Raw genomic sequence first — 16,734 nt, forward strand, 5'->3', positions numbered from 1 at the left:
TGCAAAATTGCATAATTATTTTTATATATTTTTATTTATATATCTTATATAAATCATTAATTTATTTTATGTTATATTTATGATACCTAAATACAGTGGCATTCCTAAGGTAATATTAAAAGGAAAAGTAATTGCTAACGCCATTGGTATATACAGACTCGGATTAGCCTTAGGCGCTGCAATCTTCATCGCTGCTGGAACCGCTATGTAAGATGCACTTGCTGCTAGTATAGCAAATAGCAATCTATTACCCACATTTTCAGTTATAATACTAGTCATAACAGCTACTAAGCAGCCATTTATGATAGGGACTATAATAGCGAAGAGTAATGCAAACTTTCCTTTTTTAATAAAATCAGATAGTTTTCTACCACTTGTTATTCCCATATCTAATAAGAAAACAGCAAGAAAGCCTTTAAAAATATCTGTCGTAAAAGGCTTAATTCCTTCAGCTTGGGCCTCGCTTGCCATAAATCCAATAAATAGGCTACCAATAATTATGAGCACGCTCCCATTTGTAAGTGCATGGTGAATCACCTTTTTCATAGGCACGGCTTCTTCTCCTTTTTTACTCTTCTTATAAAAAGTCATTAGCAGTAAACCGACCATAATAGATGGCGCTTCCATTAGCGCCATTACAGCAACCATATGACCACTAAATTCGATTTGCTCCAACTCTAAAAACGATATGGTTGTCACAAAGGTAACGGCACTTACCGACCCATAAGCTGCGGCAATAGCACCTGCATTTTCTACATTGAATTTTCGTCGAAGGATGAAATAAGTATACAGAGGCACAATCGCAGCTAAAGCAAGCCCAAAGAGCAATGACCAAAGTATTTCCATAGAAAACTCACTATGTGAAAGCTCTTGACCACCTTTAAAACCTATTGCCAACAATAGATAAAGTGAAATAAATTTTGAAGAATTTTCTGGGATACAAAGATCACTCTTTAGTCGAACTGCAATAATTCCTAAAAAGAAAAACAGCAATGCCGGATTGGTTAAATTATCAATTAATAAATGTAAATCCATTTGATTTAGTGATTGTCTATTATGTTTAAACTAGCGGTTTGATATAATATGAATTAAAAAAACTATTGACAAGATTCCTCCAGAAAGCAGTATCTCTTCAAGCATTAAATTGTCATTACTCAACGACATAAGAACAAGTCCTGAAAAACCAGCTATAACTAGCACAATTTTAAAAAAAACACTTAACTCCTTTCTTGTTGATTTTACAAGTGAGACTGTCTTAGCTTCAGACATTCTTTCTTCTTTTTTACGAATTACAAAATCACTCATTTTTTATGCTTTTAATTATTTGTGCAAATATCATTGGTGTAATTCATAAATTTTTATTTATTTTTATTATATAATATATAAGTTATATTTATGAAATACACATTACATCAACTAGAAATTTTCCATAAGGTCAGTGAACTTCAGAGTGTTACAAAGGCTTCAGAGGAATTATTTTTAACGCAACCAGCAGTCTCTATACAACTAAAAAATTTTCAAGATCAATTTCAAATCCCATTATTTGAAATTGTTGGAAGAAAAATATACATCACTGAGTTTGGAGAAGAAATTGCTCGGACTGCTGAAAATATTCTAAACGAAGTTAAATCTATCAACTATAAAGCGCTGTCATTTCAAGGAGAATTGGCAGGTAAACTAAAAATTGCGATTGTCTCTACAGCAAAATATGTAATGCCTTATTTTTTAACGGATTTCATTAACCAAAATAAAGGTGTAGACCTTTCTATGGACGTTACGAATAAATCAGAAGTGGTTAGATCTTTAGAAAATAATGAAATCGATTTTGCTATGGTATCTACTATACCGAAGCACTTAAAAATAAATCGTATCCAACTTATGGATAACAAACTTTACCTTGTTGGAGGTAAACAGTATAAATCTACCGGAAAATCAATTACTACAAAAGAATTTGAACAATTACCATTAATCTATAGAGAACAAGGTTCAGCTACTCGGAATAAAATGGAATATTTTATAGCCTCTAACAATATCTCAACCTATAAAAAAATGGAACTAAAATCTAACGAAGCATTAAAACAAGCCATTGTCGCTGGATTAGGCTTCTCTATAATGCCTTTAATTGGTATTAAAAACGAACTTAAAAATGGTGATTTACAAGTCATTCCTGTTAAAAAATTACCTATAACTACCAATTGGAATTTGATCTGGTTAAAATCTAAAAATCTATCTTCAATAGCTAAAAGTTTTATTGAGAACATCGATGAAAATAAAGATGATATTATAAAAACACACTTTGATTGGTTTGATAGTTATGAATAAGGTTTAAAAGACTTGACTTTCTCAAAAATTTCAGCGAAATTAGTTATCGTCTGATATAAGTCATTAAAACGGACTCATATCATTAAAGATAGCTAAACCCTCTAAAAAAAGCCCTTTACCTCATCAAAATCTAAACCTCCATAATTACCAGAACTCATTAATAACAATGACTTATTATCAAAATTCTGAGAAAATAAGAAGTTTTTAAAATCTTCTGGATTCGTGTAGATGATTAAATCGTCGCGTTCAAAGGCACTTGCTATTTGTTCTTGGGTGACTTCTTCTAGTTTTTTAATTTCTACAGCATGTGGAGAGTAAAAAACCACAGCTATATCTGCAGCATCTAAAGCACCTTTATATTCTTTTAGAAATTCAGCATTCAAGCTACTATAAGTATGTAACTCTAAACACGCAACTAAAGTTCTGTCGCTGTATTGTTCTTTCACAGCTTTGGTAGTGGCTTCTACTTTGCTTGGTGAGTGTGCAAAATCTTTATACGCAACGCTTTTAGAGTTTTCGGCAATTTTTTCCAAGCGTTTACTTGCTCCTTTAAAGGTAGAAATGGCTTCGTAGAAATCGTCTTCATCGATTCCCATATGCTGGCAAATCCATTTAGCACCAGCTAAATTATTTAAGTTGTGTGCGCCAAAAACTTCAATAGGCATAGGTCCTTCAGGAGTTTCTAAAAGAGTTTCCCCATTTTCAACCGTGTATTCTGGAGTTTGGTAAGCTATTTTTCTAATTTGGTTTTCTGAAGCTTCAACTACGCGCTTTACTTCTAAATCTTCTTCATTGTAATTAATGCTTCCTCCTGTAACAATGGAATCTATAAAAATGCTAAACTGCTCAACGTAATTCTCATAAGTCGGAAACACATTAATATGATCCCAAGCAATACCGCTCAACAGCGCAATATTAGGTTTGTACAAATGAAATTTTGGTCGCATATCTATTGGTGAACTCAAATACTCGTCACCTTCTAAAACCATAAAATCATTGTCTTTGGTGAGTTTTACCATTACATCGAAACCTTCTAATTGTGCACCAACCATATAATCTACATCTCTATCGTGATAATGCATCACGTGCAAAATCATAGACGTAATTGTCGTTTTACCGTGACTTCCGCCAATGACAACACGCGTTTTATTTTTGGCTTGTTCGTATAAAAATTCTGGGTAGCTATAGATTTTTAAACCGAGTTCTTGGGCTTTTAACAACTCAGGATTATCAGCTTTTGCATGCATGCCCAAAACTATGGCATCTAAATCTGAAGTGATTTTTTTAGGATACCAACCAAAAGTTTCTGGCAATAAGCCTTTAGTCTCTAATCTCGATTTTGAAGGGTCGAAAATAGTATCATCGCTTCCTGTGACTTTATAACCTTTATTGTGAAGTGCTATGGCTAAATTGTGCATTGCTGCGCCACCAATAGCTATAAAATGTACGTTCATAGAATGATTTATAATGTAAAAATAATGTAAGTTTTTTACAATACGAAGATATATTTTATAGCATTCCGTCATTGCGAACGCAGTGCAGCAATCTGTTGAATTTTAGTTTCAATTTAAAAGATTGCTTCGTCATGCTTCCTCGCAATGACATCGACTAATTACTACAATTCAGGATTTACAGCCAAACTATTAAAAAGCTTCGCTTTAGTACTAAAGAACTTGTTCTGTATTTCTATAGCCTTTAACTGACCATCAATAAGTTTAGATTCGCGAGAATTAACCAAGAACAAAGAGCTTTCACCAAGTTGAAATTTACGTTCTTCTGCTTGTAGCATTCGTTCATAATCCGACACCATTTCTGTGGTTATTTCATTCTGAGAAACGTAAGATTCTAATTCTCGTTTTAAGGCATTAATCTTGTTCAGAAGATTCACTCGTGTGGCATCTATTTCAAATTCAGTATCTTGCAGCTTAATTTTGGCTAGTTTTAAATCACCGCGTTCTTTCCTCAAAAACAAAGGAAAACTTATATTTAGTCCACCTTTATATTCTGCAGTATTAAAACTTCTGGCAATTTCTGGCACTTCGGTTAAGAAGTTATATTCTACATCAACTCTTGGTAAAAGTCTGTTAGCCTTTAAGCGCGAATCTACTTCTAGACTTTGCAACTTATAATCTAGAGATATCATTTTCGGATGCATTTCTATGGTGGTCTCATCAGTACGTAGTCGATTGATATTAAAAGTAGCATCTACAATTGGCTCTGTATCTACATCAGGAATTACATCTGGCTGTAACTCTACTGGGATATTATTTTCTAACCATAAAAAGTTTGATAATTCTAAAGCAGCTTTCATTAATTTAACTTTAGATTGTTCCAATCCTAATTTTCTATTATTTACTGCAATACGAGCTTCTGTAGCATCAATTTCTGCATTTTCTCCAACCTCTACTCCTTTCTGCACACCTATATAACGAAACTCGGCATTGACTAAAAAGTTTTCAAACAGCTTTAATTCATTATAAGCCTTTAGCCACTCAAAATAAACCAGAGAAGCTTCAAATAAAATATTATTGACATATATATCACGATCTGCTTTAGCTTGCTCTCTAAATAATCTGGCCTGTTTTAAAGATGCCATTCTATTATTAATTAACAAACCTCGTGCTAATGGTACGGCAACACCAGCACTATATAAGCCATCTTCTGGCAAAAAAGCTTCAGGATTTAGAAAGTCTCCGGTGTTTTCTTCAAACGTACCTTTTAATTCTATACCAAACCATGTCGGTATTTTAAATGTTCCGTTGAGTTGGTCAAAATATTCTGTATTCTTAAACTTTTTTCTATCGTAATCTACCTCAATCTTAGGATCAAATGCACCACGAGATTTCATGAGCTTTGCCTGACTCTCATCAATAACCAATTCAGCTTGTTTTACAATAGGATGAAACTTTTTAACAAAGCCTAAGTACTCATCAAAACGAAGTACATTATCTAAACTTTTGGTTTGGGAAAATCCTATAAAACTAAAACCGGTAAGTAACACTATAAACTTTAGTCTCATTTAATGTCCTTTTTTAGGTTTCGTTTTTGCTGCTCCTTCTGGTTGATAATAATCTGGAGGAAAACCATTTAATTGTCTCCAAAGTTCGTAACCGATTGCCACATCGTTTAACAGTGCCATGGTAAACGCACCCGAACCTGCTCTGATATCTTTTGGCCACTCATGGTCTTCCTCATCTGGTGCTAAAAGCACTCTAAATTTTCCATTTTCACTAATAAAATTCTCTATAGCAACTACTTTTGCCCCATAAGTTCCATAAGAAATATTAGGCCAACCACTAAATACAATTGCCGGCCAACCATCAAACTGTACTCTTACCTTTTCACCTAGATTTAATAATGGTAAATCAATAGGCTCTACAAAAGTTTCTACGGCCAAATCTACTTGAGCTGGCATAATACCTACCAGAGATTCCCCTTCTTTGAAGGTTTGCCCAACTCCGCCTCTTAAGGCTTTATTGATGTAGCCATCGTAAGGTGCTGTTACAAACTGTAGCGCGTTTCGCATTTTATAATTAGAGTACTGGTTATCTAGCTTTGTCACTTGGGCCTCAGTATCGAACTGGCTCGACTGTGCTGTAAACTTATCACTCTGTGCTTTTGAAATTTTATCTGCATAAGAAGCTGTAACACGAGATATTTCTACTTGTGCGTTAATTACTTCATTTTTACTAGTTAACAATTTATTTTCTTGAGAAATTAATTTAGCTTCGGTTTCTTGCAACTTTAAGCGTTTATCCTCAACATCTCGTGTTGCTTTAAGTCCATCTTTTAATAAAGCTACTGTTCGGTCAAACTGACTTTGAGCAATCTGCTTATTAGTGTTTGCTGCTTCTAAATCAATACTATCACTTTGTACTTTTAATTTAGATTGCATTAATTTATTTCTAGCCTGTTTTAATTTTAAACCACGATCATTAATTAAAGCGGTAATTTGACGATCTAAAGCTTTTACTTTTTCTCCATAGGAACCAACCGATAAGGCTTTTGCATTACGTTGTTGTGCTGTTCGCTCTACTAAATTAGGGTCAAAGTATTCACTCTTTACTTCAGAGATTTTCATAATAGTATCACCTTTGGCTACAAAGTCTCCTTCGCGCACAAACCATTGCTCTATTCTACCAGGAATCGGTGATTGGATGTTCTGAGGTCTCTGATCTGGAGTTAAGGTCGTTACATTACCTCTACCAGTTATATTCTGCGTCCAAGGTAAGAACAGGATTATTAATCCCATTATGGCGAAAGCTCCTAAAAAACGATTAAAATACTTATAATATCTGCCATGAAAGACACGGTTACTTGACTTAAACGTTGAAAGATCAACTTTTTTATTCAGTGGGTTATTTGAAATATTCAGCATAGCAGTTCTTTTTTAGATAATTTCACCATTAGTTAAATTAATAACATCTGTACATTCGTTTGTCCAATCTTTATTGAAACTGGCAACAATTAATGCCCAAGGGTTTTCTGGCAACGTTAATGCCTTAATAATTCGCTTAGCTTCAGAGACTTCAAAATGCTCTAAAGGCTCTTCTAATACCAACACCTTTGGTTTCTTCAGAATTGCTCTGGCTAAAATAATTTTCTTAGCCACAGTAAAAGACATTTGCTTCCCTTCTGGGTATATAATAGTATTTAATCCACTATCCGTTTGTTTCAGGTATTCTCTTAAACCAACAATCTCAATAGTCTTATTTATTTCATCTTCAGTAATATTCTCATTAAGTAATGTGAGGTTATCCTTAATACTACCTTCAAATGGTGTTTCTTCTGCTAATGAGAGTCCTAGACAAGATCTATAATTATTTAAATGGATATTTTGAAGCGACTCATCATTGACAAATATCCGTCCTTTTGAAGGTTCTATAATACCTGAGATCATTCTGAGTAAACTCGATTTACCAGAACCGCTAGGCCCTTGTACCAATACACGACTAGATGGATTGATAGTGATTGATACATTATTTAATATAGGTATTGGTCTATTTGGTACTTCATAAGTCACTTTATCTAATTCAATTTTTAAATGCTCTGCAGTATCAACATCAACACCATCTTGAGCTTCTAGTTTTTTATCAACGACTTGTCCCATTTTTTCTAAAGAGGTTAACACATCATAAAAAGATTCTAATCCAAGTATGAGTTTTTCGACAGAAGCAATAACCAATAAAATGATGATTTCTGCCGCAACAAACTGACCAATATTCATTTCTTGACTTAGTACTAAAAGTCCACCAATGAGCAAAAGACCTGCGGTTACAATGACCTTAAACCCTATCATCTGTATAAATTGAATAACCAAAATTCTGAAATGGTTTTCTCTTGCTTCTAAATAACCATCAACCAATTTGTCATTTTTTTCTAACGCTAAAGACGTTCTACCAGAAATTTTAAAGCTTGTGATTGCTCTTGCTACTTCTTGAATCCAATGCGCTACCATATATTTTTTCTTGGATTCTGTTAAGCTCGTTTCCATGCCCTTTTGAATAGTAAACTTAAAAACCACATATATCAAAGCGATTAATAGCACACCAAATGCAATGAAAAAGGGATGATAAAACGATAACAATATCAATGCAAATACAATTTGTAACACTGCAGCTGGAACATCTAAAAGCAATTTAGCTAGACCTTTTTGAACAGTTAATACATCAAAAAAACGATTTGCTAACTCTGGTGGGTAATAGTTACGTAATTCGTTCATTTTAATTTTTGGAAAACGATACGTAAACTCAAAAGAGGCTCTCATGAAAATACGTTGTTGAACGGTTTCTATAATACGCATTTGCATCAATTGCAATATACCCACAAAAGCCACGCCCAATGTTACTAATATTACAAGAACAACCCATGATGTGCTTACTTGGGCACCTTGAATTAAGTTAATAATTGCTTGTATTCCAAGTGGTAATGTTAGACTAATTAATCCAGAAAATACTGCATAATAGATCACTTGCAATAAATCCTTTTTTTCTAATCTTAGTATACCTACAAAACGTTGCCAAGGTGTTAGAAGAGGTTTATTTTGATTCATCTGTTGTTGTCTTTAAAACTTTTTGGGTTAGGTTGATAAAGAATTCTGTCGGTGTCACATCTTGGCCACAATCTGTTATTGAACTAAAATGTGCTTTTAAAAAGTGCTGATGTAATGCACCCTCTACAATAGTGCTTGATAAGCTAGAAGGGAATTCATAGTTTGGATTTACCTTATTAATAAATTCGCTTAAACGCTTAATAAGCCTCTTATAAACCACAAAATAGCCTTCCTTATTTTCGCTATCGACTTCCTTTGTTAAGTAAGACTTTGAATATTCATTGATGATAATTCTATTAAGAATCACCTCATTGATATGTGTAAAGTTCAAATCCTCTTTAATAGTTCTTGTAACCACTTCTATTGCTTTGCGCAATTGAGCATTATTATCTTGTACATTGTGCGTGGCAAACACCAATTGATATTCTATCCATGCCCAATACCAAGATGTTAGATACAAAAGTAGTTTATGCTTACTCTCAAAATAACGGTAAATAGAACTTTCATTAGAACCTATTTTAGATCCTAATTTCTTAAACGTAAAGCTATCAAAGCCTATATCATCAATAAGTAAGATACTATGTTCTATGATTCGCCTTCCTAGATCTGATGATTCTGGATCCTTAATAAATATTTTATCAGGTACAGATATCTTTATGTTTGATAGTAAATTAATCATTTATAAAATATTTGATTGCAAATATAATAGTATTACTATCAATTATGCGTATTTAACAAATATTTAAATTATTAATATTACTAATAGTTTAGATAAATATTATTAATGAAACTAGATTAAAGTTGAGAAATATTGGCTTTTTCTTCTTTAAAAACTTTGATTTTTGGCAAACCAGAAATGGCTTTATCGATCCATTTTAGCGCTGCAGTCTTGTTTTTTTTGTGTTTGTAGATTTGAGCTAGCCGATAATAAGCCCACTCTTTAGGCACGCCATCTTTTGAAGAATGATTAGATAAATAAACTTTAAGACATTTTTCTCCTTTATCTAATTGCACGTTATAATCAGCACAAACTTTACCTATTTGATAATGCATTGCATTGCGTTGTAATTTTATTTGTCCTTCTTCAAGATTACTAATGGCCTTTTCTGGCTCGTTTTGTTCTTCGTAGAATTGGGTTAGTTTTTCATAACAGGTCACTGATCCACCAACTTTAATAGCTAATTTATAATATTTTTCAGCTAATTCTGGTTCGTCATCATATTCGTAGACATATCCTTTTGCTAAGTAACCATCTACTTTAGACAAATTTTGTAATTCGTTAGCATACTTTAAAGCTTTAGAATTACTACCACCTATAATTCCAGGAAGTGATACATACAATTCTACCAAAGCCCAACGTGCATCAATATGATTTGGATCTAATTCAGCCGCTTTTAAGAATGCTTCTTTTACATCTCCAATAATTCCTAATGCCTTAATTTTACTGCTACTTAAAGCTTTCATACCTAAAGCGCCACCATATTTATATTGATAATTGGCATTATTAGGTTCTTTTTCTGTTAAGGTTTTATATTGCTCAATAGCGGCATCCCACTTTTTTTGGTGACCATAAGCATCACCTAAAAGTTCAATAGCCTCTTTATCTTCGGGATTTGACTCCAAAAAAGTAACCATTTCTCTTTGGGCACTTTTAAACTCTTTTTCAGCAATAAAACCTTCTGCTTTCTCTTTAGATCCTTGCGCCAAGCACATTGAAGTCGTAAAAAAAATACATAAAAATCTTATCATACAACAAAGCTTTTTTTTGTAAAAATACAATTTAATAATACCACTTATGGATTGAATTAAACAAATAAAAAGCAGGAGTTTTTTGTTTAGGCGAAAAAGAAAAATATGTCATAGCCTAAGTTATAGCTAATTTTTTTTTGAAGTATAAACGAAAAAGAACAATTTTTAGTGTGAAAATTTAATGTAAATGTGGTATGCTGTTCCGTTTCACTCACAAATTGTTTAACTTCACTCATCCAAATAACACGCTTACTCGTTAATCCTGTTTTTGGAATACCTTTTGAAGGTAATTTGTAGAAAATAAATACGGATGACTAGAGCGCAAATGAAAATGTTTAGTATGTATACATATACCCATTGCGCGAACAGCATGTGACCTTCAAAAATTATAAAAACGTAAACATGAAAAATTATATAACCATACTCATGCTAATTTGCTTCGCTTCTTTTACTCATGCTCAAAATGATTTTGATAGTCATTGGAAAGCTGTTACCAAATTTGAAAATGAAGGTCTCACTAAAAGCGCTTCTGATTTGGTAGAAGAAATCTATAAATCCGCAATTAGCAAAAAAGATAAGCAACAACAGATTAAAGCCTTGTTGTATAAGAGTAAATATATGCTAACCCTTGAAGAGGATGCACAATTAAATATTATCAATCTTTTTAAAGCAGAAATTGAAACCAGTGATATTGTCACTAAACATGTATTAGAAAATATGTTAGCAACAATGTATTGGCAGTATTTTCAGCAAAACAGATATAAGTTTTACAACCGGACACAAACCGAAAGTAAAGTTGATGACGTTGACTTTAGAACTTGGGATTTAGAAACCTTGTTTAATGAAATTCATGTGTACTATCAGCGTTCTTTAGAGAATGGTATTTTATTACAACTAGAACCTTTAGATAATTATAAAACACTTATTGTAGAAGCTGAAAACTCAAAAGATTTTCGCCCGACCTTATATGATTTACTAAATCACAATGCTTTAGAATTTTATAAAACTGATGAAAATAGCATCACGCAACCTGCTTATAAATTCACCATTGACAATAAAGATTTTATCGCAGATAGCGAACAGTTCATTAATATTAAGATTGCATCAAAAGATTCAACTTCTTTACAACTCAATGCCTTAAAAATTTATCAAAATCTATTAAAATTCCATCGCAAAAATCAAACATCGAAAGCTTTTGTTGATGCAGATATTGAGCGGTTAAGATTTGTATTTCAACAAGCTACTTTTGATAATAAACAAGAGCTATTTCTTAACACTTTAAAAACTAAAGCTGAAACGTTAAAAGCATCACCACTTTCTGGGCTTTATAATTTTGAAATTGCTTCTCTTTACAAACAACAAGGTTATGGCTACAGTAGTACTGTTTATGACCAAGGAGAAGTTGACGACACACATCGTTGGAAACTTAAAGAAGCCATAGAACTCTGCAATTCTGTAATAGTCAGTTATCCTGAAAGTATTGGCGCAAAAAAATGTGAAGCTTTAAAACAAGAAATTTTACAGTCTCGTCTCACACTAGAATCTTTAGAGTTCGCTTCTGTGAACTCACCATCGAGAGTGCTGGTAACTTACAAGAATCTTAATGCACTTGATTTCAAAATATTTAAAATCTCTAAAAAGCAATTAGAACAATATAACGCATCCTATAGAGCTGATGAAAAGATTAAATTTTTCAAAAAATTAAATGCAGCAGAATCATTCTCAAGCCAATTAAAAACTGAAGGTGATTACCAAAATCACAGTACAGAAATTGTTTTGCCTAAATTACCTAATGGCTTGTATCTGATAAAAGCTGACACAAATTCTGAAGAAAATGTATTTGCAGTCGCACATTTTCAGGTGACCGATTTGGCCTTAATTGAAAGTACTAATAACGATACACATAATTATCAATTGATTAACCGAGATAACGGGAAACCAATTGTTGATGCTAAAGTTGAATTATCATACGCTCAGAACAATTACAATCAACGTTCGACAAAAAAATTTGTTACTGATAGCTATGGTAAATTTCAATTCAAAAAAGACAATAATCGCTATAGAAATGTTGAAATAAAAACAACTTTCAAAGACGATATTGGCTACTTTGGTGACTATTATATTAATAAGAAATACAAACAAAATACTAATACTGATACGCAATACACATCATTCTTATTTACAGATAGAAGTATTTACAGACCAGGACAAACAGTTTACTTTAAAGGTATTGCTACAAAATCTAAAGATGGAAAAACAAACGTTAATGCTGATAGTGAAGCGAAAATAAGACTCAAAAATGTGAATGGTGAAGTGGTTAATGAACTACCTCTAAAAACCAATGCATTCGGTTCTGTGCATGGTGAATTCATTTTACCAAATGATGGTTTAACTGGTATTTACACTATTGATATGTTTTGCGGAAATTATGGCTATGCGTACATTTCTGTAGAGGAATACAAGCGACCGAAATTTAAGCCAGAGTTTCAGCCAATCACAGATACTTACAAAGTCAATGACAGTATTACGGTTAACGGAACTGCAATTGCTTTTGCTGGAAGCAACATCACAGATGCCAAAGTTGTGTATCGCGTAAAACGCCAAGTACAATATCCGAGTTGGTATTATTGGAGACGACCATATTTTAATTCTGAACCACAAGAAATCACCTTTGGTGAGAGCAAAACAAATGATAAAGGTGAGTTTGAGGTTACGTTTAAAGCGATTCCAGACGAAAGTGTTTCAAAAGAAAATCTTCCTGTCTTTAGATATGAAGTTACCGCAGATATTACAGATATTAATGGTGAAACCAGAACAGCTACAACCACAGTAAATGTTGGTTATCATGCAATGACTGTGCGTATCGTCGCACCAGACATGATTGATAAAAGCAAAAAGGAAATTGAATTATCACTCATATCTAAAAACCTTAATGGACAAGATGTACCAGCTAAAGGCACATTAAAAATCTATAAGCTCAACGCACCAGAAGTTGTCTTAAAAAACAGGTCTTGGCGTGCTCCAGATTATCAAGTTATATCTAATGAAGAGTTTAAAGCTTTATTTCCTCACGAAGCTTATAATGACGAAGGTCTCATCACCAATTGGGAAAGAGGAGATGAATTTTTTAAGACAAATTTTGATACTGAAAAAGATAAAACCATTACTGTAAAAAAGCTAAAGAAGTGGGATTCTGGTAAGTATATTATTGTTTTACAAAGTGAAGATAAATTTGGGCAAGCCGTAAAAGACGAAGCTTACACATCATTATTTAGCGCAAATGATAAAACCGTTGCAGATTCTCAATTATTCGAAGCGCAATTAGATAAAGCGAGTTATAATGCTGGCGCAATGGCAAAACTGACTATTGGTTCTGCTGCAAAAGATATTACCCTTACTGTTGAAATTGAAAAAGACAAAAAAGTGATAATGACACAATTAGTGCAACTCAATAATTCAAAGCAAACGATAACTATACCAGTTTTAGAAAGTGATTTAGGTGGTTTTGAAGTGCATTGCAGTTTTGCTGCGTTTAACGATTATACTTCAAGAACATTTAGAGTTAATGTACCATATCCTAAAACGGATTTAGAAATAGAAACCACAACGTTTAGAGACAAGTTACAGCCAGGACAAGATGAAACTTGGAGCTTCAAAATTAAAGGTCCAAAAGGTGATAAGGTCTCTGCTGAGTTATTGGCAAGTATGTACGATGCTTCTTTAGATGAATTCAGAGGACATCAGTGGAGTTTCAGTCCTGTAAATCGTCCTACATACTATGGAGGCTTGAATAAAAATTCTAGACAAAGTTTTGGAACTACTAATTTTAGACTCTTTAATCGTTTTAGTTCTTCAAGCAGCTATCCGCATCAAGCTTACGACCAATTGAATTGGTTTGGGTTTAGTTTTGGGAATAGAGGAACATATTACAGAGGAAATGTTTACAGAAAGCAAGCTGCTCCGCAGGCTGCTATGATGGTTGACGATTCAGTTGAATCAGAAGTTCTATATGATGCAGTTTCTATTGAAGGTAATCTAAATGAAACAAAGTTCGAAGGAGGTCAACTAAACCCAGCAGAATTGAGAGATGGTGATAAATCAACAAATGAAAATGAAGAAAAAGTAGATTCAGGTGACATCCAAATACGAAAAAACCTCAACGAAACTGCCTTCTTCTTTCCACAATTACAGACTGATGCAAATGGTAACGTAAGTTTCAATTTTAAAGCACCAGAAGCCTTAACAAAATGGAAATTGCAATTATTAGCACATACTAAAACCTTAGAAAGTGCAGTAACGCAATTAGAGACTGTAACTCAAAAAGAGTTAATGGTGATACCAAATGCACCACGTTTTTTAAGAGAAGGAGATCAAATAAATATCAGTACCAAGATTGCTAATCTTACCGAGAAACGGCTGTCAGGTTTAGCGCAACTCATATTGACGAATCCTATTACAGGTGAAGATATATCCGCAAACTTGCTCAATTCTTCCCCTCTGGGGAAGTTAGAAGGGGCTTCTTTTACAGTAGACGCAAAAGGTAATACACAAGTCACATGGAATTTAGAAATTCCAGAAGGTATACAAGCTGTACAATATAAAGTCATTGCGAAAGCTGGCGATTTTAGTGATGGTGAGCAAAACGCCTTACCAGTTCTATCCAATAGAATGTTAGTAACGGAAACCTTACCAATGTGGATACGCTCAAACGAAACAAAGACTTTTACTTTAGATAAGCTAAAGAATCATACTTCAACTACGCTTAGCAATCATAAGTTGACTTTAGAGATGACCTCTAATCCTGCTTGGTATGCTGTACAAGCATTGCCATACTTAATGGAATATCCATACGATTGTAATGAGCAAACGTTTTCAAGATATTATGCTAATGCTCTGGCACAACATATCGTAAAGTCAAATCCTAAAATTGAAGCCGTTTTTAACCAGTGGAAATCTACTGATGCTTTGTTGAGTAACTTAGAGAAGAATCAAGAATTAAAATCTTTATTGATTCAAGAAACACCTTGGTTGCGCGATGCGCAATCTGAAACCGAACAGAAAAAACGCATTGGTTTATTATTCGATATGAATAAAATGACCAATGAACTAAAGTCGGCTAAACGAAAGCTACAGCAAAACCAATTACCTTCTGGAGCTTGGCCTTGGTTTAATGGAGGACGCGATAACAGATATATCACACAACATATCATTGCAGGTTTTGGTCATTTAAAACACCTTTCTGTCACATCGAGCGCAGTCGAGATGTCTATGATTCAAAATGCGATAAAATACTTAGACTCAAAGTTTGTCCAAGAGTATAAAGACCTTAAAAAATACAATAAAGATGTCGATTTAACCAAAGACCATTTGTCTTACATGCAATTACATTATTTATATGTACGCAGTTTTTATCCTGAAATAAAAGCATCTAAAGACGTTGAAAAGATTATGGATTATTACCAAAGTCAGATTAAGAAGTATTGGCTGAAACGTTCTTTATATGCCAAAGGGTTGATGGCTTTAACTATGCATAGAATGGCTGATGTAAAAACTGCTGGGAAAATTCTAAAATCATTAAAAGAAAATAGTATCACTTCGGATGAACTAGGTATGTACTGGAAAGCCAACACCAATTCTTGGTATTGGTATCAAGCACCAATCGAAACACAGGCTTTATTAATTGAGGCTTTTTCTGAAGTAGGAACTGTCATTCAGAGCGAAGCGAAGAACCTAGAAGACATTGACAATTTAAAAATATGGTTACTTAAAAATAAGCAAACCAATCAGTGGAAAACAACTAAAGCAACAACGGAAGCTGTATATGCTTTGTTGTTACAAGGCAGTGATTGGCTAGATGTTACAGAAATGGTGGATGTTAAAGTTGGTAGCGAATCCATTTCACCCGCAACATTAGAAAATGTAAAACTAGAAGCTGGTACTGGTTACTACAAAACATCGTGGACGGGTTCAGAAATCAAGTCAGAACAAGCCGATGTTACCATTACTAAAAAAGGAGATGGTATTGCCTGGGGAGCGATGTATTGGCAATACTTTGAGGATTTAGATAAAATTACCTCAGCTAAAACACCATTGAAGCTGAGTAAGAAGCTCTTCTTAAAAACTAATACTGATAAAGGTGAGGAAATCTCTGAAATCACACCAGACACTAAACTAATCGTTGGAGATTTAGTAAGAGTGAGAATAGAACTTAGAACGGATCGTTCAATGGAGTTTGTGCACCTTAAAGATATGCGTGCTGCAGGTTTTGAACCTATAAATGTATTATCACAGTACAAATGGCAAGATGGTTTAGGCTATTATGAAAGTACAAAAGATGCTGCAACCAATTTCTTTATAGATTACTTACCAAAAGGTGTTTATGTTTTTGAATATGACTTACGAGTGAATAACGCTGGTGATATGAGTAATGGTATTAGTACTATTCAATCTATGTATGCACCAGAATTTAGTAGTCATAGTGAAGGAGTTCGGGTTATTGTTGAATAATCTTTCTCCAAAAGAAGCACGAAACACTAATGGAAAAGCCCAATATGTATGCGTCATTGCGATTAGAGCGCGGCAATCTCCTAATTTGAAACAGATTGCCGCGT

Annotated in this window: 10 protein-coding genes; 2 read left to right on the top strand and 8 right to left on the bottom strand. The window is 33.5% G+C overall.

The window, feature by feature from the left end:
• Nucleotides 1-66 precede the first annotated feature (66 nt).
• Nucleotides 67-1,035, bottom strand: coding sequence for a sodium-dependent bicarbonate transport family permease (locus SJY34_RS07875; protein ID WP_400080978.1), 969 nt, complete (start codon nt 1,033-1,035; stop codon nt 67-69).
• Between the two features lie 30 nt (nt 1,036-1,065).
• A complete protein-coding gene (locus tag SJY34_RS07880; protein WP_400080980.1) occupies nt 1,066-1,305 on the bottom strand; it encodes a hypothetical protein in 240 nt (79 codons plus the stop codon).
• A gap of 90 nt (nt 1,306-1,395) precedes the next feature.
• On the opposite strand from SJY34_RS07880, the gene SJY34_RS07885 reads away from it, so the two are divergent.
• Nucleotides 1,396-2,322, top strand: a complete 927-nt coding sequence (locus tag SJY34_RS07885) for a LysR family transcriptional regulator (protein WP_400080983.1) — start codon at nt 1,396-1,398, stop codon at nt 2,320-2,322.
• A gap of 101 nt (nt 2,323-2,423) precedes the next feature.
• Here the strand turns inward: SJY34_RS07885 and SJY34_RS07890 are convergent, their stop codons facing one another.
• From SJY34_RS07890 to SJY34_RS07915, 6 genes are all read right to left on the bottom strand, one after another.
• Entirely contained in the window at nt 2,424-3,776 is a 1,353-nt protein-coding gene (locus tag SJY34_RS07890; protein ID WP_400080986.1) for a UDP-N-acetylmuramate--L-alanine ligase, read from the bottom strand.
• 161 nt (nt 3,777-3,937) lie between these two features.
• A complete protein-coding gene (locus SJY34_RS07895; protein ID WP_400080989.1) occupies nt 3,938-5,341 on the bottom strand; it encodes a TolC family protein in 1,404 nt (467 codons plus the stop codon).
• Entirely contained in the window at nt 5,342-6,700 is a 1,359-nt protein-coding gene (locus tag SJY34_RS07900; RefSeq protein WP_400080992.1) for an HlyD family secretion protein, read from the bottom strand.
• Nucleotides 6,701-6,712: 12 nt separating this feature from the next.
• Nucleotides 6,713-8,374: a peptidase domain-containing ABC transporter gene (locus SJY34_RS07905; protein WP_400080994.1), complete on the bottom strand. Its 1,662-nt coding sequence runs from the start codon at nt 8,372-8,374 to the stop codon at nt 6,713-6,715.
• A complete protein-coding gene (locus SJY34_RS07910; protein ID WP_400080996.1) occupies nt 8,361-9,053 on the bottom strand; it encodes a TetR/AcrR family transcriptional regulator in 693 nt (230 codons plus the stop codon). Before SJY34_RS07910 ends, SJY34_RS07905 begins: the two co-directional genes overlap by 14 nt.
• A gap of 116 nt (nt 9,054-9,169) precedes the next feature.
• Nucleotides 9,170-10,123: a tetratricopeptide repeat protein gene (locus tag SJY34_RS07915; RefSeq protein WP_400080998.1), complete on the bottom strand. Its 954-nt coding sequence runs from the start codon at nt 10,121-10,123 to the stop codon at nt 9,170-9,172.
• Nucleotides 10,124-10,525: 402 nt separating this feature from the next.
• Between SJY34_RS07915 and SJY34_RS07920 the strand changes: the two genes are divergently transcribed.
• On the top strand, nt 10,526-16,630 hold the full coding sequence (locus SJY34_RS07920; RefSeq protein ID WP_400081001.1) for an alpha-2-macroglobulin family protein: 6,105 nt from the start codon (nt 10,526-10,528) through the stop codon (nt 16,628-16,630).
• The last annotated feature ends 104 nt before the right edge of the window (nt 16,631-16,734 follow it).

It is taken from the genome of Winogradskyella sp. R77965, assembly GCF_044594915.1.
Taxonomy (GTDB): Bacteria; Bacteroidota; Bacteroidia; order Flavobacteriales; family Flavobacteriaceae; genus Winogradskyella.